The sequence below is a fragment of the Acinetobacter sp. N1-1 genome (assembly GCF_056711485.1).
In genome coordinates this window covers 907,388-932,911 of the sequence record NZ_JBWXUO010000012.1, presented here as the reverse complement: position 1 = coordinate 932,911, position 25,524 = coordinate 907,388, and the positions used below count along the sequence as shown (strand labels likewise).

Genomic DNA, 25,524 nt, shown 5'->3' with positions numbered 1-25,524 from the left:
ATACGTAAACTTACCTAAGCTGACTTTGAATCAACAACTTTAAGTTCAGATTTTTCTACCTGTTCTACATCTTTTTTAGGTTGACGCTCTTTCCTAAACTCAGGTTGAGCCCCTTTACTTACAACATCATCGTTTACTACAACTGTACCTACATCGGTACGGCTTGGTAAATCATACATCGTTTCAAGTAATACATTTTCTAAGATAGAACGTAATCCACGTGCACCTGTATTACGATCTAAAGCTTTCTTAGCAACAGCACGTAAAGCAGATGTTTCAAAAACTAAGTCAACATCTTCCATATCGAACAAGTGTTGATACTGACGTGTTAAAGCATTTTTTGGCTCTGTAAGAATTTGCATAAGCGCTTCTTCATCAAGCTCTTCAAGCGTTGCTAAAACAGGTAAGCGACCAATAAATTCAGGAATTAAGCCAAACTTTACGAGATCAGTTGCTTCAACTTGACTAAAAAGCTCAGATACCTGTTTCGTATCATCCTTTTTCTTCACTTCTGCATTAAAGCCAATACCGCCTTTTTCTTGGCGTTGTTGTACAATTTTTTCTAATCCAGCAAATGCACCACCACAAATAAATAAAATATTTGAAGTATCTACTTGAATTAGTTCTTGCTGTGGATGCTTACGACCACCTTGTGGTGGAATAGAGGCGACCGTACCTTCAATCATTTTTAACAATGCTTGTTGTACACCCTCACCAGAAACATCACGTGTAATTGATGGATTTTCGGCTTTACGCGTAATCTTATCAATTTCATCAATGTAAATAATGCCCTTTTGAGCCTTTTCTACATCATAGTCTGATTTTTGCAAAAGCTTTTGAACAATATTTTCAACATCTTCACCCACATAACCAGCTTCTGTCAGTGTCGTTGCATCTGCCATTGCAAATGGTACATCTAACAAGCGAGCAAGTGTTTGTGCAAGCAATGTTTTACCTGAACCCGTTGGGCCAACCAATAAAATATTACTTTTTGCAATTTCAACATCATCATTCTGATATTCGACCTCAGATGCTTTTAAACGCTTATAATGGTTATATACAGCAACTGAAAGTGTTTTTTTCGCAGTATCTTGCCCAATTACATATTGATCAAGTGCCGCACGAATTTCATGTGGCTTTGGAAGTGGCTTATTTGCCCACTCTCCTGAGTCAACTTGTTGGCTGGTTTGAACTAAATCTAGGCATACGTCCACACATTCATTACAAATGTATGCGTCCTCACCTGCGATTAACTTACCCACTTCAGCTTGTGTTTTTCCGCAAAATGAACAATGTTTTTGTCCTTGAGGATTGTCGGACATACTTACTCCAATAACTAATTCTTAACTTATGGGCGTTTATTTAATACAGCATCTACAAGACCATACTCTTGTGCTGCTTGAGCAGTCATGAAATTATCACGATCTGTATCACGCGCAAGAGTTTCATAATCTTGTCCGCTATGCTCTGCCATTAAACGGTTCAAACGCTCTTTAATAAATAAAATTTCACGCGCATGAATTTCAATATCAGATGCTTGTCCACGGAAACCACCTAATGGCTGATGGATCATAACACGTGCATTTTCCAAGCAGTAACGCTTACCTTTTGCACCAGCATTTAATAAGAAAGCACCCATTGATGCTGCTTGTCCCATACAAATTGTAGATACATCTGGTTTAATAAACTGCATTGTATCGTAAATTGCCATACCTGCAGTTACTGACCCACCAGGAGAATTAATATAAAGGTGTATGTCTTTATCTGGGTTTTCAGCTTCTAAAAAAAGCATCTGTGCGACAATCAAATTTGCCATGTTGTCTTCAACTTCACCCGTTAAGAAAATTACACGTTCACGTAACAAACGAGAGAAAATATCAAAAGAACGTTCTCCACGAGAAGATTGTTCAACAACCATCGGAACAAGCGCATTTTCTATATTTGGAACATACATGATTTATTTATTCCTAAAATTTTTTTGTTACTTACTTACGATAACAATATGAGGGATATTTGCTAAAATTGCAAAAATATTCCATGTTTTAATTTTGAATATTTCAAAGATTAGAAGTGATTTTATACAAATTTAACAAACCAACAACAACATAAAAAAAGGCGCAATTGAGCGCCTTTTTTTATCAACACAAGAAATTAACCTTGTTGTTGACGAGCTTGTTGCTCTTTTAATAACTCTTCATAAGAAACTGATGTTTCAGTTACTTTTGCAGCAGCTAAAATATGATCAACCACTTGATCTTCTAAAATAACAGCTTCAATTTGTGAACGTTGTTGCTTGTCATTTTTAAAGTATTCAATCACTTCCGTTGGATCTTCATAAGAAGAAGCCATATCTGCAATATATGCATCAACACGTGCAGGATCTACTTCTAATTTAGCATCAGCAAGCACTGTGCTTACAAGTACACCTAATTTCACAGAACGTTCAGCTTGCTCTTTGAATAGGTCATCTGGAAGCATGCTTGAGTCAAATGCTTTCGCACCTTCAGCACCAAACTGCTGTGTAAATTGTTGAATCATTTGCTGACGTTGACGATCAATTTCTTGAGCAACCATCGCAGATGGTAGTTCAACTTCATTTGCTGCAACAAGTGCATCAAAAGTTGCTGCTTTGATTTGGTTACGTAGACCATTTTTCACTTCACGTTCCATATTTTTGCGAACATCAGCTTTTAATTTTTCTACGCCATCTTCTTCAGTTAAACCAAAAGTTTCTAAGAATTCAGCATCAATTTCTGGAAGCTTAGGCTTTTCAACTTTTTTCACGTTAATTTTGAATTGAGCTTGCTTACCTGCAAGGTTCTCAGCTTGGTAATCTTCTGGGAAAGTAACATCAATTACTTTTTCTTCCCCATTTTTCATACCAATGATGCCATCTTCAAAACCAGGAATCATTTGGCCTGAACCTAACACAAGCGTGTAATCTTGTGCAGCACCACCTTCAAACTTTTCACCGTCAATTGAACCTTCAAAATCGAAAGTTACTTGCATGTCTTTCTTAGCCATACCTTTGGTATTAGCCCAAGTTTGACGTTGCTTACGTAAGTTTTCGATCATTTGATCTACATCTTTATCATTAATTTCAGATGTTTTACGTTCAACTTCTAAGCTATCAAATGCTTTAACTTCAACTTCTGGATATACTTCCACAGTTGCTTCGTATACTAAAGCATCTTCTTTGTTCTCAACTTTTTCGATATTTGGCATACCAACAGCATTAATTTTTTCTTGCTGGATTGCTTCAAATACAGTGTCACGGATAACGTCATTGACAACTTCTTGATAAACACTTGCACCATATTCACGGCGTACAACATTCATCGGAACTTTACCCGGACGGAAGCCGTTGATTTTCGCAGTTTTGGCAGTGCGCTTCAGACGAGCTTCAAATTGCTCGTTAATACGAGTCGTCGGTACAGATACGTTTAAACGACGGGCAACACCCGAAACCGCTTCAGTCGTTACTTGCATGGCTTCCTCTATTTACTTAACTGGTTAGTAGTAACAATTTTAAAAAGTGCCACATTATATTCTATAGGAACAAGATATACAAAGTTTTGCTCATTTTTTGTATTTAGTAAGATACTTTACAAATATATAGATCATTTTTTAAACTGCACATTTATCTTAAATAAGAATTAACAACAGGTGATTTGTTAATGAATAATAATTCTTATTTCCTCAAAAACAATTGTAAAATAAAATAAAATCTATGTTATTCATTTTTATATATTTTTTATATAAAAGATTGTTTTTTAAACAAAAGTTACTCTGTTAATTTACTTAACATATGGTCAACTTAACAATAATCATTATTATTTATAAAATACTTACATTCATTTACGAGTAAAACATGTCATTTATAAAAACTCGCAAAAAAATTGTTACTTCAACAATCGCTTCTTCTCTCTCTATTATTGCAGGTCATGCAATTGCTCAAGATAATACAAATCAACTACCTACAATAGATTTACACTCTTCTGCAACTGTCGACTATGATGATACTCAAAGCTTTAAAACAGATAAATCTTCAAATTCAAAATATGTTTCTCCTTTATTAGATACACCTAAAAGTGTAAATGTAATCTCACAAAAATTATTAGCAGATACCAACTCCAACACACTCACCCAAGCATTACAAAATACGCCTGGTGTAACACTTGCAGCAGGTGAAGGTGGAACACCTTTTGCAGATATGCCATATATTCGTGGTTACAGCGCACAATCATCAATTTATATAGATGGTATTCGGAACTCAGTAGCTCAAAATCGTGATATGTTCGATGTTGAAAAAGTTGAAGTAACGAAAGGTTCTAGTTCAGCAATATCTGGTGGCGGTGGCGCTGGTGGTAGTATTAACCTCATCACAAAAGAAGCACATGCAGGTGACCGTTATGAAGGTACAATTGCAGGTGGTACAGCCGATTATCGTCATATTAGCCTAGATGCAAATAAAGATTTTGGTAATGGTATTGCAGGTCGTGTTGTTGTTATGGGACATCAAAATGATAAGCCAGGTGAGCAAAATGGTGCTGAATATAATCGTGTAGGTATTGCTCCAAGTATTGTATTTGGTTTAGGAACACCAACACGGGCACGCTTAAGCTACTACTACCTACAAAGCGATGATAAACCAGATGCGGGTATCCCCTTCCCAACTACAGGTGGCGCACCTTATTATGTAGCAAAAGGTACTTACTATGGCTGGAAAGGACGAGACTTCGACCGTCGCCAAAACCAAGTAGGTACATTTAAGTTAGATCATGACTTTAACGATAATCTTAATTTATCAAATACATTTAACTACACCTACGCATCTACGAACTATATCATGACGAATCCAGATGATTCTCAAGGTAATATTAGTAAATATGGAACCGTTTTCCGCCGCGCTGTGAGCCAAATTTCCTCAACAAATGCCTATAGCGATCAAATGGCACTATCAGGTAAATTTAATACAGGTAGTATTAAGCATAATTTTAGTACAGGCGTAGATTGGACCTTTCAGGAAACAAATACTGGCATCTACTCATTTAATGGATTTGATAGCAACAAAAGCTTAGACATTCAAGATCAAACCAATAATGGCAATTCTGAAAAGTGTCCAAATACAAATATTGGATATTGTACAACATCAAACAATCCAAACCCTTATGATACTTATACAGACAAAGCAACTGCTGTAAAAGATTATGCAACAACGCGTAATCGTAACGTTGGTTTATATGCCTTAGATAGCCTAGAGTTCTCACCACAATGGCTATTAAACCTAGGAGTACGTTGGGATCAATTTAATACAAACATTAAATATAACTATCCAATAACCCTTAGAGGTACGAAATATACAGCAGGACAAAGTGCATCTAACAATACAAATTTCTTCTCTTATCAGACAGGTTTAATATTTAAACCAACAGATAATGGTAGCATTTATGCAAGTTTTGCGACTTCTGCTATTCCTGTTGGCTCGGATCAATTTGACCAAACAGCCACAAGTGCTGTTCTCTCTGCCAAAGACCTAAAGCCTGAAGAAGCACGTACTTATGAAGTTGGTACAAAATGGAATGTTCTACATAACAAAGCAAACTTAACAGCCGCTGTATTTAGAACAGAGAAACAAAATACAAGAATACAACTAGAAAATGGTAGTTATGCAAATGTAGGAACAAGTCATGTAAATGGTTTGGAGTTAGGAATTAATGGTAATCTAACTGATAAATGGGATATTTCAGCAGGTTACAGCTACTTAGACAGCAAGCTTACAAAAACGTCATCGTCTGACACTAGATCACTTGCAGGATTAGGTAAAGCACTTCCTTATGTTTCAAAAAATAGTGCAACACTATGGTCAACATATAAAGTTTTACCAAAACTTACGGTTGGCTTAGGCTCACAATATAACGAAAGATCTGTTGTTTCTTATGTTGCAAACAGCTCAACACCAAAGTACATCCCAACATATACCATCTATAATGCAATGATTAAGTACAATGTAAATAGCAATATCAATATACAACTTAACATTAATAATCTTTCAGATAAGCGTTACTACACAACTGGTCATTATCATTACGCAATGCAAGGTGATGGACGTAATGCTGTACTTGCTTTAAATTTTAAATATTAATTACATAGTTAAAAGTTTAAAAGCCTATCATTTTAATGATAGGCTTTTTTCATACTACGTTCTATTTTTCAACAACCTCTATAGGCCCGTGATTATCACAGTGTCCATCATGCTGATGATGCAAATGCCCATCGACTAAATAATCTACATGATCACCGTGAGGTACAGCCTCATGACCACAATTAGGTCCATGTATATGACCTTTTTCGTGTCCTGAGCATTCATGTCCTTGCGTACAATCGGCAGGATTTTTACTGTTCACAGCAATTTTATGATCTTCTTTTGACTCACTTTGTAAGTGACCATTCACTAAATAATCCACATGGTTTTCATGCTTAATAGCCGTATGACCGCAGCTTTTTCCATGAATATGACTTTCTTCATTAGTTTCTATACTCATTATATTATCCTCTTTTATTTAGTACATTTTTCATCCAACACTTTTAAATTATCACAAAGAAAAATTATTGTAATGTTATATTTGATTGGATATTTTTTAGTGATGTTACAAAATTTAAATGCCTATGAGTAAAACAATTATAGATTTAAAAATTTGATTATAATCACTTCTTTCACTATCTAAACTTATAAATAAAAATTTTCGATCCCTGCAATATCTCAAATAAAGTTATTTACGTTTTTTATATTTGACTAGAATATTTCTAAGACCATATTTTATGCCCTATAAACAGATCATTGTTCAATAATTTCAAACACTGAAATAGCAAATAATAAGTCATAATATATTCATATTGTGCATTTAAAAAATGTATATAAATTATAATTAATCGTTAAATTCAATCAAAAAAACAAAATTAAACCACAAACCCTATAAATAAAAATAATAAAAATCAATCATCTATTTCAAAAAACTAAAAAATAACCATATTGATATCGATAACTATTATCATTTATACTAACAATAGCAATACATTACTTAACAAATTATCGCTGTGAATACTTTATTCATACATGAGAGTTTTAAACAAATGAAGACGCATATTAAAAAACGTAGTTATACAGCTCAGACTGTAGCACTTGCAATTACACTGCCTAACCTTGCATTTGCTGCCACTACAAATATTACTGATTTACCTACTATCGAAAGCTCTTCACATTCAGAAAATAGTTATTATAAAAAGCATAGCTCATCGGATAAACGTTCACAATCACTCTTAAATACACCTAGAACAACTCAGATTATTACTGATAAAACGTTAAAAGAACAAAATTTACTTTCTTTACAAGATGCATTATCAACCACACCAGGAATTTCTTTTGGTGCTGGTGAAGGTGGTGGTGGCTACGGCGATAAAATCACCCTACGTGGTTATGATGCAACAAGCAATATTACCGCTGATGGTCTACGAGATACTGCCTTAACAACTCGCAGCGATTTATTTAACTATGAAGCGGTAGAAGTTACAAAAGGTGCAAACTCAGTTGAAAATGGCGCAGGACAAGTCAGTGGTGGCGTAAACCTTGTTACTAAGCCCCCAAAAGCCCATGATTTCAATAACCTTTCTGTTGGTGTAGGAACAGATCACTATACACGTATCACAGGTGATTTTAATAAAGTTATCAATGATGATGTCGCATTTCTCTTAAATGTAATGGGACATAAAAATACATATCCTGGACGCGATGAACAGCTAAAGCGTTGGGGCATCGCACCTTCTATTACTTTTGGTATTGGTGAAAATACAAAAGCAACACTTTCATATGTACATCAAGAAGATAATAACGATCCACAATACGGTGTACCATACTATAATGGACATGCAGTCCCAGGAATATCTAATAAAAACAACTATGGCTATACCGACTTAGATAATATCCGCATTACAAACAACACTGGTTTATTAAAAGTAAAGAGTGAAATTACGGATAATATCAAATTCACCTCTAGCACACGCTTAAGCGATATACATCAAATATCTACCATTTCAGCCCCACAAGGAACTTTTTGTCTTGCAAACGGTATGGCACCAACTGCATACACCAATGCAAATACGACTGGTTACGTTAAGTGCTCAACACCTGGACAATATGTTGTCAGTGGTCCACGCGGATTTAAAAGAGATACGGAAACCAAGCAACTCGCAAATGACAGTAATTTTAAAATTAAATTTGGTTCAAAAAGTATTAAAAATACGCTCATCATTGGTGGTGGCTTTAGTCAAGAAGACTATACCCTTAAAAGTGGTAGCTATTTAAATAACTCAGATGGTTCAAGTAGCACACGTCCTAACATGGATGTCTACAATCCAAGTCATGTTTGGAATAACTCTACAAACTACATTCAAGCAGATAGTCGCAGTGGATCAGGTAGTTTAGATACCTACTACGGTTACATCTTTAATAACACCAAATTTGGTTCACACTGGTTACTTGATCTAGGTGCGCGCTATGACCGTACAGATGGTGTATACCGTGACGTTAATGGTGCTGTTACTGGCTCACAAAATGCCAATCTATTTAGCTACAATGGTGCTATTACCTTTAAGCCTACACACTCAACAAGCTTATATATTAGCTATGCAAATTCTCAAAAACCAACTATTGGGGTAGCAAGCGATACATGTACAAGTAGTGCAGCAAATAATACATGTAATGTTAAACCAGAAAGTGCTGTGACTTATGAAGTGGGTGCAAAATGGGAAGCGAACCCTAACCTACTTCTTACAATTGCAGGATTTAGAAATGAGCGCAATAAAGTACGTGTACAAGGCGCTGATGGGTTTAACTATGTGTTAGATGGTAAAAACTATGTAAATGGTGTTGAAGCTGGTCTCGTTGGAAATATTACACCAAGCTGGGATATTACAGCGAGCATGGCGTGGATGAAAGGTAAATTTACCCAAACTGCTGCGAATGGAGTTGAAGACTTCTCTAAAGGGGACTATGTCACTCAAGTTCCAGAATACTCTGGAAGTATATGGACAACTTACAAGTTAAATAGCCAATGGCAAGTTGGATACGGCGCAACATACCAAGGTGAAATGTATCTAAGTACACATACTTCTGCAAACAACAAAACTGCACAAGTAAAATCTCAGGATTACTTACTACATAATGCATCAATCACATATACAATGAATAAAAGTTTGAGCTTCCAACTCATTGGACGAAATCTAGCTAACAAAGTTTACTATACTCATATTCGTAACAATGGTTGGGCTATGCCTGGCGAAGGTCGACAAGCTGTATTTAATATTAATTATAACTTCTAATTCTTATTGGAAGTATTAAAAGGTGTTTGCTACTCTAAAATAGCAAACACCTTATCTTTTTCAGAGATTCTTATGCTTATACATGTGCCACAGCTACTTAATTTAGACAAAGTAAACGAATGTAGAAAAATATTAGAATCAGCACCATGGATTGATGGAAAAACCACTGCAGGACATCAGTCCGTAGAGCTAAAAAATAATTTACAGCTACCTATAGACTGCGAAGAAAGCCTTTTTCTCGGACAAACTATTTCTGAGGCACTCAAAAAAAATCCGACTGCTTTTAGTGCATCTCTGCCCAAAACAATTCTTCCACCAATGTTTAATTGCTACCAAAATAGTGGTCATTTTGGTAACCACATTGATAATGCAATTCGTCACCATAGCCTAACCGACACATATATGCGTACAGATGTTTCATGCACTGTGTTTCTTACAAACCCTGACGAATATGAAGGTGGAGAGCTTATTATTGAAGACACTTATGGTACACATAGTGTTAAGCTTCCTGCTGGCGATGCTATTTTATATCCATCGACAAGCTTACACCAAGTCACCCCAGTAACAAGTGGTGCACGTATCTCTTCATTTTTTTGGATTCAAAGCTTTATTCAATCTGATGCACATAGACGAATGATGTTTGAACTTGATCAATCTATCCAATCACTTACACAACAATTAGGCAGAAACCATGATGATGTTGTGAAACTCACAGGTTTGTACCATAATTTATTAAGACAATGGAGTGATATGTAATATTAATAAATAGAGTACTTATAAATTATGACTATTCAGCCACCACTGACCAAAATCCCACCTCATTTACTCACACTCTTAGACTATGAAAAGCAGGCACAAAATCACCTGCCAGCATCCTATTGGGCATACTTACAAAGTGGTGCAATGAATGAAGTTAATTTAAAAAGAAATCTGCAACAGTTTGCCGATATCAATATTTTACCACGTGTTCTTAATGATCTTACACATGGTAATACACATTTAGAAGTATTTGGGCAGTACTACCCTCATCCTATTTTCCTAGCTCCCATTGGGCATCAAGCACTATTCCATCCCGATGCAGAACAAGCAACGGCATTAGCTGCCGAAGTCATGCAAAGTAATCTTATTTTAAGTACATTTACAAACACCCCATTACAAGCAATTAAAAAAGAAAATCCCTTCAAATGGTTTCAACTTTATTGGCAAGGGAACAGAGAAAAATCATTAAAACTTATTCGACTTGCAGAAGAACATAACTACAAAGCCATTGTTATTACAGTAGATGCACCACATAAAGGTATTAGAGATACTGAAAGACACGCACAGTTTGATCTTCCTGTAAACATGCACCACCCTCACACAAAAACACACTTAGTCGCAGAAAATTTACAGCCTGACCAACACCCTCTTTTTGATGGTCTTATGCAACTTGCACCAAAATGGGCAGATATTGCTTGGCTAATTAAGCAAACAAAATTACCTATCGTTTTAAAAGGGATTCAGCATCCTGCCGATACTAAAATTGCAATAGACCAAGGCGTTCAAGGCATTATTGTTTCAAATCATGGTGGACGTGTTTTAGATACTACTCCCACAACACTCTCATCACTACAAAAAATTCGTCAGGTTGCACCACACAACTACCCACTTTTACTCGATGGTGGTATTCGACGCGGAACAGATGTATTTAAAGCAATTGCTTATGGAGCAAATGCCGTGTTAATTGGACGACCGTATATTTATGGGTTAGCAACTGCAGGGGCTTTGGGGGTAGCACATGTAATTCGTACACTCAAAGAAGAGTTCGAAATTACAATGGCTTTAGCAGGAACAGCTACCTTAGAGGATATTTGTTTAGATTACATTGCCTCAGAAAATTATTGACAGCTTTTTAAATATCACTTAATTTAGGCAGACACCCCCCTAAAACTTACTCCCTTATAAAATTAGATTGTCTATCTACATAGATGATACAGATAGCCTAATGCCACAAATTTAATAATGTAGCTTTGCAATAACTCTACCCATCATGCAAGGCTATGAACAGGAGTACTTCAAATGTTGGCTGACCCAAGCACAAAATACCGTCGCATGTATCAACGTGTTGACTTGCCAGATCGTCAGTGGCCAAATAAAGAAATTACACAGGCCCCTATTTGGATGAGCACGGATCTCCGTGATGGGAACCAAGCAATTTTTGAACCAATGAACATCGAACAAAAATTTAGAATGTTCCAAATGCTTGTCAAAATTGGTTTTAAACATATTGAAATTGGTTTTCCTTCTGCATCACAAATAGATTTTGACTTTACAAGAAAGCTCATCGAAGAAAATCATATTCCTGAAGATGTATACATCGAGGTTCTTGTACAAGCACGCGATCACTTAATTGCACGTACGTTTGAAGCACTTCAAGGTGCAAAACGTGCAATTGTGCATATTTATAATTCAAACTCGCCAACATTTCGTGAAAAAGTACTCAATGTAGATATTGCAGGTGCAAAAAAACTTGCGACCAATGCTGCAGAAAAAGTGAAAGAATATGCAGCAAAACAACCTGAAACAGAGTGGGTTTTTCAATATAGTCCTGAGTGCTTCTCTGCTACAGAATTAGAAGTTGCAAAAGATGTTTGTGATGCTGTAACAGAAATTTGGGATGCACGCCCAGAACAAAAAGTTATTTTAAACCTTCCTGCAACCGTTGAAGTTTCAGGCCCAAATGTCTATGCAGACCAAATTGAATGGATGCACCGTAACTTAGCGCGCCGTGATGGTGTGATCATTTCGGTACATTGCCATAATGATCGTGGTTGCGGTATAGCAGCATCTGAACTTGCAATTTTAGCAGGTGCAGACCGTGTTGAAGGCTGTGTATTTGGTAATGGTGAACGTACTGGTAATGTTGATATTGCAGCAATTGCCTTAAATATGTATACACAAGGTGTTTCTCCAAAGTTAGATTTCTCAAATATTAACGAAATCATCGCAACTGTTGAAGAATGTACAGGACTTCCTATTCACCCACGCCACCCATATGCAGGCGATCTTGTATTTACAGCATTCTCAGGTTCACACCAAGATGCAATTAAAAAAGGTTTTGAGTTCCAAAAAAATCAAGAAGTTTGGGACATGCCTTACTTACCAATCGACCCTAAAGACTTAGGTCGTGACTATGATGCTGTCATTCGTGTAAACAGCCAATCAGGTAAAGGTGGAATTGCTTACTTATTAGAGTCGAACTTTAATGTAACATTGCCTCGTCGTGTACAAATTGAATTTAGCCAAATTGTACAAGCACATACAGACAATACTGCAAAAGAAATTACAGCAGACGAAATTTGGAAGCTTTTCAAAGCAACTTATGTCGATATCAAAGACAAACACTACAGTGCAAAAACATATCGTCTTTCTACAAAAGACAATGACCAAGTGATTGATCTAGAAATTGAAGTCAATGGTGAAACACAGCACTTACAAGGACGTGGTAATGGCCCAATTTCGGCAATTATCAATGCCCTAAAACTTCCAATTGATGTATTAAACTATGAAGAGCGCAGTATTAGCTCTGGTGCAGATGCAAAAGCATTGGCTTTACTTGAAATTCAAGTGAAAGGCAGTGGACGTAGCGCATTTGCAGCAGGTATTCATAGCAATACGATCACTTCACCTATTGAAGCGATTATTGCATGTACCAACCGTTTAATTGATCAAGGTGTTCTCAGTACATCAGATATTATTTCTGAAGCTGTTTAGCAAAAATAATTATTTTAAAAGGATACCCAAGTTGGTATCCTTTTTAGTATTCATGATTTAAAAAAATAAGGCGATTCATACACGTGTCTTTTGCATCTGATTCAGTGGGTATCGTAACTCCACAAAAATATTCTTTTGAACAACCTCTCGAACTCGAGTGTGGCCGTGTTTTACCACGTTTTGAACTGATGGTTGAGACATATGGTGAACTTAATGAAACAAAATCGAATGCCATTTTAATTTGTCATGCACTCTCTGGGCATCATCATGCTGCGGGCTATCACCATGAAGATGATAAAAAACCCGGTTGGTGGGATGCATGTATTGGGCCCAATAAAGCAATAGATACCAATAAATTCTTTGTTGTTGCAGTGAATAATATTGGCGGCTGTCATGGTTCTACAGGACCTATTTCACCCAACCCTGAAAATGATAACCTACCGTATGGCCCCGACTTCCCACTTGTGACTGTACGAGATTGGGTACGCACACATATTTTACTGTCAGACCAACTTGGTATAGACAAATGGTATGCCATTGTTGGTGGCTCACTTGGTGGCATGCAAGCACTTCAGTGGTCTATCGACTACCCTGACCGCCTTGAGCGCTGTGCAATTATTGCAAGCGCACCAAAACTTTCTGCACAAAATATTGCATTTAATGAAGTTGCAAGACAATCCATTTTGTCAGACCCAGACTTTCATCAGGGTGAATATTTGTCTAAAGACAGCTATCCAAAACGAGGACTTATCCTTGCGCGTATGGTTGGTCATATTACCTACCTTTCCGAAGAAGCAATGAAACAGAAATTCGGACGTGACTTAAAATCTGGCAAGTTCATGTATGGCTTTGACGTAGAGTTCCAAGTTGAAAGCTACTTACGTTATCAGGGTGAGCGATTTAGCCGTAACTTTGATGCAAACACATACCTTATTATGACCAAAGCACTAGATTACTTTGACCCTGCACGTGAATATGAGTCATCACTTACCAAAGCTTTAGCCAATACAAAATGTCGATTTCTTGTCATTTCATTTACAACAGATTGGCGCTTTAGTCCTAAACGATCCGAAGAAATTGTGAATGCACTCATCACAAATCACAAGCCTGTTAGCTATGTAGACATTGATGCAGAACAAGGACATGACTCCTTTTTATTCCCAATTCCACTCTATGTAAATACGCTACGTGCATTTCTAGGAGGAGAATCTCACCTTCGTTCCGCAAGTACATTTCAGGAGCCTAAATAATGCGTTTAGACCAACAACTAGCAGAAAAGTGGATTAGCCCTGGTTCAAAAGTACTCGACTTAGGTTGTGGTGATGGCGAGCTCCTTGCACACATGAGCAAAAAACATAATATTAGTGCATATGGACTCGAAATAGATCAAGAAAAGATTGCAATTGCCATCAGTCGAGGGTTAAATATCATACAACAAGACCTCAACATTGGCTTACATCGCTTTGATGACCAGACCTTTGACTATGTCGTTATGGCACAAGCCTTGCAAGCAGTTGATGCACCTGATGTTTTATTACGGGATATGGTCCGTGTAGGAAAACAAGCAATTATTACCTTCCCTAACTTTGCGCATTGGAAGACTCGTTCTTACCTTGCACTCAAAGGAAGAATGCCTGTTTCTAATGCACTACCTTATATGTGGTACAACACGCCCAATATCCATTTGTGTACTTTCCGTGACTTTGAGGCACTTTGTGCCGAAAATAATATTCGGATTATTAACCGACTTGCTGTCAATGTAACGCAAAAAGACAGCTTACTTAGCAAAAAAATACCAAATTTATTTGCTGAAGTCGCTATTTATCGAGTGAGCGCTCTATGAAGAAATTTTTTGTAAGTACCCTACTATTTGGACTGTCTGTACTTTCACATGCAGACTATTTGCTAACACAACCACAACAGCAACAGCCTAGTACTGCTTCACAAGCTGCACGCTATTCAGCCATGAACTTTAACGACCTATTAGCTGAAGCAAATGCAGGTCAAGCTGCTGCTCAGTTTTATATAGCAACACATTACCAATTTGGTAAAGGTGTACAAAAAGATTTGGGCCAAGCATTTGCTTGGTATAAAAAAGCTGCTGATCAAGGTATTCCTTCGGCACAATTAAATGTCGGACGCATGCTTGCAGATGGTATTGGTACAAACAAAAATATAATTTTGGCTCGCACCTATCTAGAAAAAGCAGCAAGCCATGGTGATAACCGTGCTAGCTTTAACTTGGCACTTATGGAAGAGCAGAAAAAAGATTATATGGGTGCATACCAATGGTATGAACTTTCAACGCGTGATGGCATGTTAGATAATAAAGTAATTAATATGTCTGAAAACAAAAAAACTGCTCTAGCAGCAAACTTAACACCAGATCAAATTCGTCAAGCAGTGGATCGTGCTGATAAATGGATTCAAGCGCAGTAATCTATTTCTCAGCTCACTCAAAAACAGCACTCACGTGCTGTTTTTTTATGCCTAAACCATAAGTAGATAAATTGGCAACATCTACCCATTTTGTGCATAATCAAAATAATTTTTTATTTAAATCATGTTCTCATATGACACAATCAAAATTACTAGATGCAGGTGAGTTAATACTTGCAAGTAACAACAAAGGAAAAATTGCAGAGTTCGAAACGCTCTTTCAAGATTTAAAATTACCTATTAAAGTGATACCTCAAGGTCAACTAAATATTCCAGATGCCATTGAAGATGGTCTTAGCTTTATAGAAAATGCCATTTTAAAAGCACGTCATGCCTCCAAAATTGCAGGAAAGCCTGCAATTGCTGATGACTCTGGGCTATGTGTTCCCTTGCTAGGCGGCGCACCAGGCATCTATTCTGCACGTTATGCAGGTGATCACGGTAATGATACAGCCAATAATCAAAAGTTGATCTCTGAGCTTCGTACTTACAGAAATATAAACCAACCTATTCAAGGTATGTTTGTCTGTGTTTTAGCATTTGTTGAACATGCCAATGATCCTTTACCAAAAATTTTCCAAGGTACTTGGCAAGGTGAAATACTCCCTGAAATTCGTGGTGAAAATGGCTTCGGCTATGATCCACTCTTTTGGTTACCTGAACTTGGTAAAACCAGTGCAGAACTAACCAAGGTAGATAAAAACAAAATTAGCCATCGTGGCCAAGCAATGCAAAAGTTTCGTGAGAGCTTAATAGCGACTCAGAGTAATAAATAAACTAATGCAAAAACAATCATGATGACGATACTCGTGATTGTACCTGCTGCAATATAACGTGCAGAATGCCCTGTTCCCTGATAATGGGTTTCTATAGCGACAATATTAGCGGCAGGAGGCAAACAAAATAAGAAAAATAAAACAGCAATATGAGCTTTAAAATATGCAATCGGTAATGCAAAATAGCATACCAAACAAATGACTGTACCAATCATTAGCTTGTAAAACATCACACGTAAACTAAACGTAAGGTCAGCTAAATTGACTTTCGTTTGACTTAACCAAATCCCTAAAATTGCCATTCCTGCAAAGACCATCCCAAACTTCACAAAAGCATATAGTTCAGCAATCCAACGACCTAAATGCCAGTTTTGTACACCTAATACTCTAAAAAACAGTGCCAAGAACAAAGCAAGGACAGGTGGAGATCGTAATAATTTGCGAACCGTTTGCTGTATGGGCAGTGCTTCTGTACTCACAGCATTTACAGCCCAAATGTTACCAAATATTGAACCTCCAATGTATAAAGCAATCATTGGGGGGCTTACAGATGAGCCAAAAATAAGTAATGAAAAAGGAAAACCAAGCCAGCCAATATTGACGTAACTACCACATAATGCCACAAGCCGATCTTCAAATATAAACATTAAGCAAAAATACGAAATGATCGCAGCAGCACAACTAAAGAGCATGAGTGAAAAGCTGTCTGCTTGGTAGTAAACCATATTATAAACAATCACAAATGGTATAAAAAATCTTGCTAAACTGCTTGCAAGCCATTTTTTCAGCGTATCTACAAATGGATACGGCGAGCTTACCCAACCAAATAAGAAAGCAATAAGTGGAAGCAATACAGACATTTTTTAAACCATCTTTTTTATAATAACTTTTCCTTATTACATATTTAACAAATTCAGACAAGCTAATCTTCAAACAAGAAAAACATTATACTTTTCCTTAAAATAAAATAATTTTGTCATCTCTATGTCACGCTAAACTGCTGAGATAGTCATAAATTTTAGGAGGATGAAATGGCTGGCTTATCAATTTGGCATGTAATTATTTTTTTAATTGTTATTGTTTTAATTTTCGGCACATCAAAACTTAAAAATCTAGGTAAAGATGTCGGTGGTGCTGTGAAAGACTTTAAGAAATCGATGAATGAAGATGAAACGAATCATTCACTTAAAGAACCACGTACTGTAAATGCAGATCCTGTAAAAACTGCTTCTTCTGCAAAAACTGAGTAGCTTATGTTTAATGTCGGGATTTCTGAACTTCTCGTCTTTTCTATCATTGCCCTTGTCATTCTTGGCCCAGATAAATTACCTCAAGCAATTCGTTTTGCAAGCCAATGGTATAGCAAAGGAAAGCGCTTCGTTGGCAATATTCAAAATGATATTGACCGCGAACTACGCCTATCTGAGCTTAAAGAGCAAATGGATAAAGAAATGCAACGCATTGCTGAATTAGAGCAAAAGATGCAGGCGCAAATGCAAGAAATAGACCACAGTGTAAAATCTACCAATATGTTAAAAGATAAAGTTAACACCTTTGTCCCACTAGAAAACATTTGCTATGTCTATCGAACAGAGTATCAGTTCATAACAGCACCAATACCCTCTACACCTCAATTAAAGATCGCGGTATGACAACGGCACGAGAATCTACAGAAAATCAATTACCTCCCCTTGAAGAAATGCCCATTCAAAAACACCTCGTTGTTTTAAGAAAGCATCTACTTAAGATTATTATTGCACTTGTTGGGTTATTTCTATGTTTATTGCCTTTTGCAAATCAAACATATCAACTGTTATCTAAGCCACTTCGCGCACAGCTTCCTGCAAGCTCATCCATGATTGCAACAGATGTAGCTGCTACATTTTTAGCACCATTTAAGCTCAATTTATTTGTGTCTTTAATGCTTATTATGCCGTTTATTCTGTACCAAATTTGGATATTTATACGCCCTGCTTTATACGATAAAGAAAGAAATCTCACATTTCCACTCATGGCTGGAAGTATTAGCTTATTTTATTCAGGCATTGCTTTTGCATACTTTATTGTATTACCTTCAATCTTACATTTTTTTATTAGTGTTGCACCTGAAAGTGTTGCACCAATGACTGATATCAACAGCTATTTAACGTTTTGTTTAAAATTATTTTTAGTATTTGGACTTACTTTTGAAATTCCAATTATTACATTACTTCTAATTTTAGCAGGTATTGTAACTACTGAAAGCCTCGTACAAAAACGACGTTTTATTATTGTTGGCTGTTTTTTTGTTGCCATGTTTGCAACCCCACCCGATGCTATATCAATGATTATGCTTGCTGTTCCTATGTGGCTTCTATTTGAAATAGGACTTCTTATTGGGAAAATGCTTGAGAAAAGCAAATCTTAATTTCATTATTTTGTCATAAATCTGTCAGATAGGGTTCATAACACACCTATAGATTATAGAAACTTTAAATATTTTTATATAATCTATAGGGTTTAATCATGTCCGAGCAGACGCCATATCATGAAGAGCAAGAGCTAGACAACAATACTTCTGCAAATACACATTTTAATGATATTTTGGATCAATATATCTCACGTCGCGATCTTATAAAAAGAACAACCAATGGCGCAGTTGCGTTGGCTCTTGCAAGCACAGTCACAGGCTATGCAAATGCACAATCAAGTACAGCACAAAAAAGTACACAACCTACAGCAAAACGTCCAGAGAAGCTAAGTTTCCAACCTGTTTCAAAAAATACACTTGATATGGTTACTGTACCTGAAGGATACCAAGTCAATGTTTTATACAAGCTTGGAGATTCAATTCACCCTGCATATGCAGATTGGGATGACAGCAATATTCCATCAGGCCCGAGCTTCCAGTTTCGTTCAGGCGACTGCCATGACGGTATGCACTACTTCGGTTTAAACAGCAAAACGAAGCATATGGATGACTCTATATCCTCTGAAGGTTTATTAGTAATGAACCATGAGTATATTAATCCAACATTTTTACATCCAAAAGGCCCAACTAAAGTAAATGGCCATCGTCCTGAAGATGAAGTCATTCGTGAAACAAATGTTCATGGTGTTTCTATTATTCATATTAAAAAAGATCCTAAGACACAACATGTTTCTGTATTAAAAGATTCAGTTTTTAACAGACGTATTACAGCAACAACAGCTATGGACTTTTCGGGCCCTGCAAAAGGGTCGGCACTATTGTCTACCCTTTTCTCACCAAAAGGCTTGAAAACTCGTGGTACACATAATAACTGTGGAAATGGTTACACGCCTTGGGGAACATATCTTACAACTGAAGAAAACTTTATTGGTTACTTCCAACGTGATGCTAAAGATGATGAGCAACGACAACCCCATGAAATTGCTGCACTCAAACGTTATGGTCTAAAAGCAGGTTCAAGCTCAAAGTATGGGTGGGACACAGCCATAGGACAAGTTCAACCACAAGAACTATATGACCGCTGGAAAGCAAACATAATTGCATCAAATGCAGGTAAAGATTATCGCAATGGACCAAATACATTTGGTTGGATGGTTGAGATTGATCCTTTTGACATTAAACAGAATCCTGTAAAACGTACAGCAATGGGACGTTTTGCACATGAAGATAGTGCTTGTCGTGTTGTTAATGGCTCACCTCTTGCTTTTTATATGGGTGATGACTCAAAAGGTGAATATATTTACAAGTTTGTATCTGATGCAAAGTGGAATCCTAAAGATACCAATGCGGGTTACAAAGCTGGAGACAAATACTTAGATAAAGGTACACTTTATGTCGCTAAATTTAACCAAGATGGCTCTGGAAACTGGATTGAGCTAAGCTATGGTAAAAATGGTTTAGACATAACCAATAAACATTATCCTTTCAGTAGCCAAGCTGATGTAGTGACTTTTGCACGTTTAGCAGCAGACAGCGTTGGTGCAACTAAAATGGATCGCCCTGAATGGTGTACCGTTCATCCTGAAAATGGAGAGGTATATGTCACACTTACCAATAACTCAAATCGTGGTATTGACTATCCAACAGATGCAGCCAACCCTCGAAGCTATGAAGATATATACGCAGGCAAAAAGATTCAAAAAGGCAACGTAAATGGCCATATTATTCGTTTTAAAGAAAAGAATAATCAAACCACAGATACAGAATTTCAGTGGGATATTTACCTATTTGGTGCAGAAGCAGGTATGGCTTCAAATATTAACTTATCAGGTTTGACAGATAATAATGACTTTTCTAGCCCAGATGGTATGTGGTTCGATTCGCGTGGTGTGCTTTGGTTAGAAACCGATGATAGTGCCTATACAGATGTTACTAACTGTATGATGTTAGCTGCACTCCCTGGCCATGTCGGTGATGGTACAAGAGCAGTTTCTTCAAATGGTCAAGAAACGATTGTAGGCGCTAAAATTAATGACGAAAATTTACGTCGTTTCTTAGTTGGACCCAAAGAGTGTGAAATTACAGGTATTGCAATGACACCTGACAACAAAGCAATCTTCGTAAATATCCAACATCCAGGTGAAGAATCTGCAAGTTTTGATAAGCCAAACAGTCATTGGCCTGCAACCCAAGTAGATCCCTCAAATAATACAGCAAGACCTCGCTCTGCAACAATTGTGATTACACGCAAAGACGGTGGCCTCATCGCAGGTGAATAACTCAACTATTACGAGAATAAAAAGCTGATCTAAACGTAGGTCAGCTTTTTTTTACGACTTCGATAATGATCAAATAATATGCGTTTCACACATTGAAAATACAACACTTTTAAGAATGTTCAGATAAAATCTTTTAAATTATAAATGAAAAGGATTATCCATGCTGACCTACCCCAACATTAACCCTATTGCGCTTGATCTTGGGCCATTAAAAGTTCATTGGTATGGCATCATGTACTTACTTGCATTTTTATGTGCATGGGGGCTTGCAACTTACCGAAGTAAACACCGTACAGATTGGAGTTCTGAAATGATTTCAGACCTAATCTTTTATGGTGCTCTTGGTGTTGTTATAGGCGGTCGTATTGGATACGTTCTATTTTATGAATTTGACCAGTTCATTGCCCATCCATTATGGCTCTTCCAAGTTTGGACAGGTGGAATGAGTTTTCATGGCGGTTTTATTGGCGTCATGATCGCAATGATTTTGTGGTGTCGTAAATATAAGAAAACATGGTTTCAAACTATGGACTTCATTGCACCTTGTGTACCTACAGGATTAATGTTTGGTCGAATTGGCAACTTTATTGGCGGGGAACTATACGGTCGTGCTGTTACTGATCCCAATTATCCATTTGGGATGATTTTCCCAACAGACCCCCTTCATTTAGTAAGACATCCATCACAAATTTATCAAGCACTTTGTGAAGGCTTACTACTATTTATTATTCTATGGTGGTTTAGTGCAAAACCACGCCCAAGAATGGCTATATCTGCACTATTTCTAATTGGTTATGGTTTTGCTCGTTTCGCAATGGAATTCTTTAGAGAGCCTGATGCTGATCAAGGCTACATCTTATTTGGATGGATGACAAAAGGACAGATGCTATCATTACCAATGATTATTGCAGGTATATTGCTTATGCTAATTGCCTACAAACGTAAAATCTATGATTGGGGTCCAAATAAAAAAATTCACTAGGCAAAAGCAAGGGGGCAAATGCTCCCGCTTTATGCTAAAATAAGAAAAATTTTATTATTTGCACTTGCCATGCTCGAATTTTGGTTTAATCATACTATTCCAACACATCGTAAGTTATTTTTCCTTACTACAGCAATAATCCTTGCATATATCTTCTATCAATTTTCCCCTATGCCTTACCCATTAATTGCACTTTTTATAGGTGCAGGCATTATTTTTCTGATTTGTCGCTTTTGTAAAACACACATTACAAGTAATAACCCTAAAAATCTTCTTTATAGAGTCTTTACATGGATTCCTCTCGCATTCTTATGTGCAATTATTTTTACACATGCTACTCAAAACTTACTTGATTGGGGCATACAAGGTATATTACAAATGATAATTACAATCTGTATTTTTTCACCTCAAGTTTTATTTACAAAAAAATAGATCTAATATCATGCTCTCAATTTGGTATTCTAAAAAATGTACTAGACAGACTAAATTTATTATTACAATTTTTGTCTGTGTAATTATTTTACTTCTACAGTCAGTGGTTGAGCTCCCTCCTCTTTGGATTGCAATTAGTGCCATTATCGGTTTAATAATGCACTTTTATATGGCACATTATCAAAAAATAAGCACCTCTGAACATCTTGTTTGGCTACCAATAATTTTTACAATGGTTTCATTTTTCTATTTAAATACTCATGTATCACTATTCTTACTGGGACAAATATTTTTATTCTGCTTTTTAGGATTTTCACTTGCATCTATTTATATGAATAGACAACCTAGAAATCGACCTTAAAATAGGTTCAATATCATCTACGATATTAAACAATGACTTCATTTGATATAAACTGCAAGGTTTGCAAAACTTCTTCCACACACCCAAAACTTTGGGTCGCATGATAGGAATACTATGAAAACGTATCTTAATTTACTCCAACATATCTTAGATAAAGGTGGTGATAAAGGTGACCGCACAGGCACTGGTACTCGCTCAGTATTTGGACATCAGATGCGTTTTGACTTATCAAAAGGATTTCCTTTACTTACAACCAAAAAAGTTCATTTTAGATCTATTGTCATCGAGCTTTTATGGTTCTTGAAAGGAGATACAAATGTTAAATATCTACAAGACCATAAAGTCAGTATTTGGGATGAATGGTCAACTGCCGAACAAACAGCACGTTTTCACCGCCCAGCAGGAGAACTAGGTCCTGTCTACGGTCACCAGTGGCGAAACTTTGGCGCAACACAAAAAGAAGATGGTAGCTATGCTCAAAATGGCTTTGACCAAATTCAATGGCTCATTAACGAAATCAAAACCAATCCAAACTCCCGTCGGCTTATTGTTTCTGGTTGGAACCCATTAGAAGCAAATAAAGTTGCTCTCCCACCTTGTCATACTTTATTTCAATTTTTTGTACATAATGGAAAACTGTCTTGCCAACTGTATCAACGCAGTGCCGATGTCTTCTTAGGTGTACCTTTTAACATTGCAAGTTATGCCCTACTCACACATATGGTTGCGCAAGTATGTAACTTAGAAGTTGGAGATTTTGTTTGGACAGGTGGAGATACCCACCTATATGCCAATCATTTTGAGCAAGCCAAAGAGCAACTCTCTCGTGAGCCTCTTGAACTATGTCAACTACATTTAAATCCAGAAATTAACAATATTTTTGATTTTACCTTTGAAGATATTGAAATTAAAAACTATCAATCACATCCAGCAATTAAAGCACCGGTGGCTGTATGAGTTTTAAAAATATCGAAATTGTGCATGTTGTCGCAATGGATCGTAATCAATGTATTGGCAAAAATAATGACTTACCTTGGCATCTTCCGGCCGATCTCAAACATTTTAAAGAGATCACCCAAGGTGGTGTAATTATTATGGGGCGTAAGACCTTAGAGTCTATGGGAAGAGCTTTACCTAAGCGCATAAACTGGGTAATTACACGTGATGCCTCTTGGCAATTCGATGGTGTTAAAACTGCTTCATCAATAGAAGAAGCTTTAGAAAACTCTTTAGATGATGTGGCAAAGAGTACTCAACCCTCTAAAGTTTTTATTATTGGTGGTGGTGAAATATTCACACAAACGATTAATATTGCTGACTGCTTAGAGCTAACACACATCGATCTTACTGTCGAAAATGGTAATGCTTACTACCCTAATATTCCCAAAGAGTTTCATAAAATCTCAAGTTCAAAGCACCATGATGAGACCAATAATATTAATTTTGAGTTTGCAACCTATAGAAAATAAATATCAATTGGTTAAATAATAATGATAAAAAATGATAATTTATTGCATACAATTTCAGCCCTAAGCCTAGGGCTGATTCATTTTTTATTTAGCCTTACAGTTTGTATATTTGGCATATGGCTCATTTTTGCATTATGGATTCATAAACCATTAGGACGCTTATTTACACCTTGTATCATCGTTATTTGGATCATATTTTCTTTAAGTATCATTGGTATCTACTTTTCAGAGCTATTCTTCAGTCGAAAAGTAGATATTGCTATTTTCCTTATTGGTGTACTACTTAGCCTATTGTGGTATTCCAACATTAGACCCCAACAGAATAGACAATGGGCACCTGAAGTTTCTCGCCTACTCACTTACTCTCAATATGGCAATATTGTCACTTTAAATAATGTTAGAAACTTTAAATGGCATCAAGATAAAAGCTATGAAATACATTGGGAAACTCGTACTTTTGACTTGAATCAAATTACTGGGGTAAACATTATTACATCTTACTGGATGGGGCCTCAGATTGCACATACCCTAGTTAGCTTTAACTTTAAAAACCAACGTCCTCTAGTATTTTCTATTGAAATTAGAAAACAAGCTGATGAAAGTTTTTCTGCAATAGGTGGTTTTTTTCGTCAATTTGAGCTTAGTCTAGTGGCCTCTGATGAAAAAGATATTTTATATACACGCAGTAATATTCGAAAAGAAAAAGTTTTTTTCTTTCCTATCCGTATGCAAAAACAAGAAATGCGAAACTTATTTGAAGAATATTTATTCACTGCGGATCAACTTAAAAAGACACCACAATGGTACAATACCCTCACAAGTAACTGTACAACGATCGTTTTTGATATGGTACAAGCCATTAATCCTAATCAACTTCCTAAAGATTACCGAATTGTACTCTCAGGTTATATACCAAATTATTTATATGACACTGGTGTATTGGATCATCGTTGGAATATCGATGAATGGTATAAACATGCTTACATCAATCCACGTACACAAAACTTTTCAGCGTTGAAAGACCAAAGCAGTGAGAATTTCTCTCGCCTTATTAGACAAGGACTACCTCAAGCGACATCTTCTTAGTATTGATAAATAAGTGCTAAAACAACATTTATCATATGGTTTTACACAAATTTAATCAGTACTTAATCCCTTTCAGGAATAGTTAAACAATATTTAATGGTCACTCTCATTAAGTATTACTTTAATATATGCACGTATAATCGACCGAATGGAATTTGA

23 protein-coding genes are annotated in these 25,524 nt (G+C 36.5%); 18 read left to right on the top strand and 5 right to left on the bottom strand.

Annotation, left to right across the window (positions count from 1 at the left end; all coding sequences use genetic code 11):
• Positions 1 to 14: 14 nt before the first annotated feature.
• The 3 genes from clpX to tig form a co-directional block, all read right to left on the bottom strand.
• Positions 15 to 1,322 carry an ATP-dependent protease ATP-binding subunit ClpX gene (gene clpX, locus AC1MPL_RS04715; protein WP_479764607.1) on the bottom strand — a complete coding sequence of 436 codons (1,308 nt, stop codon included), beginning with the start codon at positions 1,320 to 1,322 and terminating at the stop codon, positions 15 to 17.
• A gap of 26 nt (positions 1,323 to 1,348) precedes the next feature.
• Positions 1,349 to 1,954 carry an ATP-dependent Clp endopeptidase proteolytic subunit ClpP gene (clpP, locus tag AC1MPL_RS04710; protein ID WP_023272786.1) on the bottom strand — a complete coding sequence of 202 codons (606 nt, stop codon included), beginning with the start codon at positions 1,952 to 1,954 and terminating at the stop codon, positions 1,349 to 1,351.
• 197 nt (positions 1,955 to 2,151) lie between these two features.
• Positions 2,152 to 3,489, bottom strand: a complete 1,338-nt coding sequence (tig, locus tag AC1MPL_RS04705; protein ID WP_479764605.1) for a trigger factor — start codon at positions 3,487 to 3,489, stop codon at positions 2,152 to 2,154.
• A 382-nt stretch (positions 3,490 to 3,871) separates the two neighbouring features.
• Between tig and AC1MPL_RS04700 the strand changes: the two genes are divergently transcribed.
• Positions 3,872 to 6,145, top strand: coding sequence for a TonB-dependent receptor (locus AC1MPL_RS04700; protein ID WP_479764603.1), 2,274 nt, complete (start codon positions 3,872 to 3,874; stop codon positions 6,143 to 6,145).
• 61 nt (positions 6,146 to 6,206) lie between these two features.
• Here the strand turns inward: AC1MPL_RS04700 and AC1MPL_RS04695 are convergent, their stop codons facing one another.
• Complete coding sequence (locus AC1MPL_RS04695) at positions 6,207 to 6,545, bottom strand: hypothetical protein (protein ID WP_479764601.1); 339 nt, start codon at positions 6,543 to 6,545, stop codon at positions 6,207 to 6,209.
• Between the two features lie 589 nt (positions 6,546 to 7,134).
• On the opposite strand from AC1MPL_RS04695, the gene AC1MPL_RS04690 reads away from it, so the two are divergent.
• The 8 genes from AC1MPL_RS04690 (at position 7,135) to rdgB (ending at position 16,346) form a co-directional block, all read left to right on the top strand.
• Positions 7,135 to 9,378 (top strand): TonB-dependent receptor, encoded by a 2,244-nt coding sequence (locus tag AC1MPL_RS04690; RefSeq protein ID WP_479764600.1) that lies wholly within the window; start codon positions 7,135 to 7,137, stop codon positions 9,376 to 9,378.
• Positions 9,379 to 9,450: 72 nt separating this feature from the next.
• Complete coding sequence (locus AC1MPL_RS04685) at positions 9,451 to 10,134, top strand: Fe2+-dependent dioxygenase (protein WP_479764598.1); 684 nt, start codon at positions 9,451 to 9,453, stop codon at positions 10,132 to 10,134.
• Between the two features lie 27 nt (positions 10,135 to 10,161).
• Positions 10,162 to 11,262: an alpha-hydroxy acid oxidase gene (locus AC1MPL_RS04680; protein WP_479764596.1), complete on the top strand. Its 1,101-nt coding sequence runs from the start codon at positions 10,162 to 10,164 to the stop codon at positions 11,260 to 11,262.
• Positions 11,263 to 11,436: 174 nt separating this feature from the next.
• Positions 11,437 to 13,131 carry a 2-isopropylmalate synthase gene (gene leuA, locus AC1MPL_RS04675; RefSeq protein ID WP_479764594.1) on the top strand — a complete coding sequence of 565 codons (1,695 nt, stop codon included), beginning with the start codon at positions 11,437 to 11,439 and terminating at the stop codon, positions 13,129 to 13,131.
• Between the two features lie 83 nt (positions 13,132 to 13,214).
• On the top strand, positions 13,215 to 14,381 hold the full coding sequence (gene metX / locus AC1MPL_RS04670; protein ID WP_479764592.1) for a homoserine O-succinyltransferase MetX: 1,167 nt from the start codon (positions 13,215 to 13,217) through the stop codon (positions 14,379 to 14,381).
• Complete coding sequence (metW, locus tag AC1MPL_RS04665; RefSeq protein ID WP_479764591.1) at positions 14,381 to 14,974, top strand: methionine biosynthesis protein MetW; 594 nt, start codon at positions 14,381 to 14,383, stop codon at positions 14,972 to 14,974. The genes metX and metW overlap by 1 nt, the downstream gene beginning before the upstream one ends.
• The gene (locus AC1MPL_RS04660; RefSeq protein WP_479764589.1) at positions 14,971 to 15,570 is read left to right on the top strand and encodes a tetratricopeptide repeat protein; all 600 of its coding nucleotides are present in this window, start codon (positions 14,971 to 14,973) and stop codon (positions 15,568 to 15,570) included. Before metW ends, AC1MPL_RS04660 begins: the two co-directional genes overlap by 4 nt.
• Positions 15,571 to 15,704: 134 nt before the next feature.
• On the top strand, positions 15,705 to 16,346 hold the full coding sequence (gene rdgB / locus AC1MPL_RS04655; protein ID WP_479764587.1) for an RdgB/HAM1 family non-canonical purine NTP pyrophosphatase: 642 nt from the start codon (positions 15,705 to 15,707) through the stop codon (positions 16,344 to 16,346).
• Here the strand turns inward: rdgB and AC1MPL_RS04650 are convergent.
• Complete coding sequence (locus AC1MPL_RS04650; RefSeq protein ID WP_479764585.1) at positions 16,331 to 17,206, bottom strand: AEC family transporter; 876 nt, start codon at positions 17,204 to 17,206, stop codon at positions 16,331 to 16,333. The genes rdgB and AC1MPL_RS04650 overlap by 16 nt on opposite strands.
• Before the next feature lie 171 nt (positions 17,207 to 17,377).
• Here AC1MPL_RS04650 and tatA point away from each other — a divergent pair, with 171 nt between their 5' ends.
• From tatA to AC1MPL_RS04605, 9 genes are all read left to right on the top strand, one after another.
• Entirely contained in the window at positions 17,378 to 17,596 is a 219-nt protein-coding gene (gene tatA, locus AC1MPL_RS04645) for a Sec-independent protein translocase subunit TatA (RefSeq protein WP_479764583.1), read from the top strand.
• Between the two features lie 3 nt (positions 17,597 to 17,599).
• The gene (gene tatB, locus AC1MPL_RS04640; protein ID WP_479764581.1) at positions 17,600 to 17,998 is read left to right on the top strand and encodes a Sec-independent protein translocase protein TatB; all 399 of its coding nucleotides are present in this window, start codon (positions 17,600 to 17,602) and stop codon (positions 17,996 to 17,998) included.
• Complete coding sequence (tatC, locus tag AC1MPL_RS04635; protein WP_479764579.1) at positions 17,995 to 18,753, top strand: twin-arginine translocase subunit TatC; 759 nt, start codon at positions 17,995 to 17,997, stop codon at positions 18,751 to 18,753. Before tatB ends, tatC begins: the two co-directional genes overlap by 4 nt.
• A 98-nt stretch (positions 18,754 to 18,851) precedes the next feature.
• Positions 18,852 to 21,035 carry a PhoX family protein gene (locus AC1MPL_RS04630; RefSeq protein WP_479764577.1) on the top strand — a complete coding sequence of 728 codons (2,184 nt, stop codon included), beginning with the start codon at positions 18,852 to 18,854 and terminating at the stop codon, positions 21,033 to 21,035.
• Positions 21,036 to 21,195: 160 nt separating this feature from the next.
• Complete coding sequence (gene lgt, locus AC1MPL_RS04625; protein WP_479764575.1) at positions 21,196 to 22,017, top strand: prolipoprotein diacylglyceryl transferase; 822 nt, start codon at positions 21,196 to 21,198, stop codon at positions 22,015 to 22,017.
• 18 nt (positions 22,018 to 22,035) lie between these two features.
• Positions 22,036 to 22,449, top strand: coding sequence for a hypothetical protein (locus AC1MPL_RS04620; protein ID WP_479764573.1), 414 nt, complete (start codon positions 22,036 to 22,038; stop codon positions 22,447 to 22,449).
• Positions 22,450 to 22,924: 475 nt separating this feature from the next.
• Positions 22,925 to 23,767, top strand: a complete 843-nt coding sequence (gene thyA / locus AC1MPL_RS04615; protein WP_479764572.1) for a thymidylate synthase — start codon at positions 22,925 to 22,927, stop codon at positions 23,765 to 23,767.
• Positions 23,764 to 24,279, top strand: coding sequence for a dihydrofolate reductase (locus tag AC1MPL_RS04610; RefSeq protein ID WP_479764570.1), 516 nt, complete (start codon positions 23,764 to 23,766; stop codon positions 24,277 to 24,279). The genes thyA and AC1MPL_RS04610 overlap by 4 nt, the downstream gene beginning before the upstream one ends.
• 24 nt (positions 24,280 to 24,303) lie before the next feature.
• A complete protein-coding gene (locus tag AC1MPL_RS04605; RefSeq protein WP_479766150.1) occupies positions 24,304 to 25,365 on the top strand; it encodes an Lnb N-terminal periplasmic domain-containing protein in 1,062 nt (353 codons plus the stop codon).
• Positions 25,366 to 25,524 lie beyond the last annotated feature (159 nt).

What these genes read in the sequence shown, in the direction of transcription:
- clpX (WP_479764607.1), bottom strand. Translation starts at nt 1,322, where the DNA reads ATGTCCGACAATCCTCAAGGACAAAAACATTGTTCATTTTGCGGAAAA.
- clpP (WP_023272786.1), bottom strand. Translation starts at nt 1,954, where the DNA reads ATGTATGTTCCAAATATAGAAAATGCGCTTGTTCCGATGGTTGTTGAA.
- tig (WP_479764605.1), bottom strand. Translation starts at nt 3,489, where the DNA reads ATGCAAGTAACGACTGAAGCGGTTTCGGGTGTTGCCCGTCGTTTAAAC.
- AC1MPL_RS04700 (WP_479764603.1), top strand. Translation starts at nt 3,872, where the DNA reads ATGTCATTTATAAAAACTCGCAAAAAAATTGTTACTTCAACAATCGCT.
- AC1MPL_RS04695 (WP_479764601.1), bottom strand. Translation starts at nt 6,545, where the DNA reads ATGAGTATAGAAACTAATGAAGAAAGTCATATTCATGGAAAAAGCTGC.
- AC1MPL_RS04690 (WP_479764600.1), top strand. Translation starts at nt 7,135, where the DNA reads ATGAAGACGCATATTAAAAAACGTAGTTATACAGCTCAGACTGTAGCA.
- AC1MPL_RS04685 (WP_479764598.1), top strand. Translation starts at nt 9,451, where the DNA reads ATGCTTATACATGTGCCACAGCTACTTAATTTAGACAAAGTAAACGAA.
- AC1MPL_RS04680 (WP_479764596.1), top strand. Translation starts at nt 10,162, where the DNA reads ATGACTATTCAGCCACCACTGACCAAAATCCCACCTCATTTACTCACA.
- leuA (WP_479764594.1), top strand. Translation starts at nt 11,437, where the DNA reads ATGTTGGCTGACCCAAGCACAAAATACCGTCGCATGTATCAACGTGTT.
- metW (WP_479764591.1), top strand. Translation starts at nt 14,381, where the DNA reads ATGCGTTTAGACCAACAACTAGCAGAAAAGTGGATTAGCCCTGGTTCA.
- AC1MPL_RS04660 (WP_479764589.1), top strand. Translation starts at nt 14,971, where the DNA reads ATGAAGAAATTTTTTGTAAGTACCCTACTATTTGGACTGTCTGTACTT.
- rdgB (WP_479764587.1), top strand. Translation starts at nt 15,705, where the DNA reads ATGACACAATCAAAATTACTAGATGCAGGTGAGTTAATACTTGCAAGT.
- AC1MPL_RS04650 (WP_479764585.1), bottom strand. Translation starts at nt 17,206, where the DNA reads ATGTCTGTATTGCTTCCACTTATTGCTTTCTTATTTGGTTGGGTAAGC.
- tatA (WP_479764583.1), top strand. Translation starts at nt 17,378, where the DNA reads ATGGCTGGCTTATCAATTTGGCATGTAATTATTTTTTTAATTGTTATT.
- tatB (WP_479764581.1), top strand. Translation starts at nt 17,600, where the DNA reads ATGTTTAATGTCGGGATTTCTGAACTTCTCGTCTTTTCTATCATTGCC.
- tatC (WP_479764579.1), top strand. Translation starts at nt 17,995, where the DNA reads ATGACAACGGCACGAGAATCTACAGAAAATCAATTACCTCCCCTTGAA.
- AC1MPL_RS04630 (WP_479764577.1), top strand. Translation starts at nt 18,852, where the DNA reads ATGTCCGAGCAGACGCCATATCATGAAGAGCAAGAGCTAGACAACAAT.
- lgt (WP_479764575.1), top strand. Translation starts at nt 21,196, where the DNA reads ATGCTGACCTACCCCAACATTAACCCTATTGCGCTTGATCTTGGGCCA.
- AC1MPL_RS04620 (WP_479764573.1), top strand. Translation starts at nt 22,036, where the DNA reads ATGCTCCCGCTTTATGCTAAAATAAGAAAAATTTTATTATTTGCACTT.
- thyA (WP_479764572.1), top strand. Translation starts at nt 22,925, where the DNA reads ATGAAAACGTATCTTAATTTACTCCAACATATCTTAGATAAAGGTGGT.
- AC1MPL_RS04610 (WP_479764570.1), top strand. Translation starts at nt 23,764, where the DNA reads ATGAGTTTTAAAAATATCGAAATTGTGCATGTTGTCGCAATGGATCGT.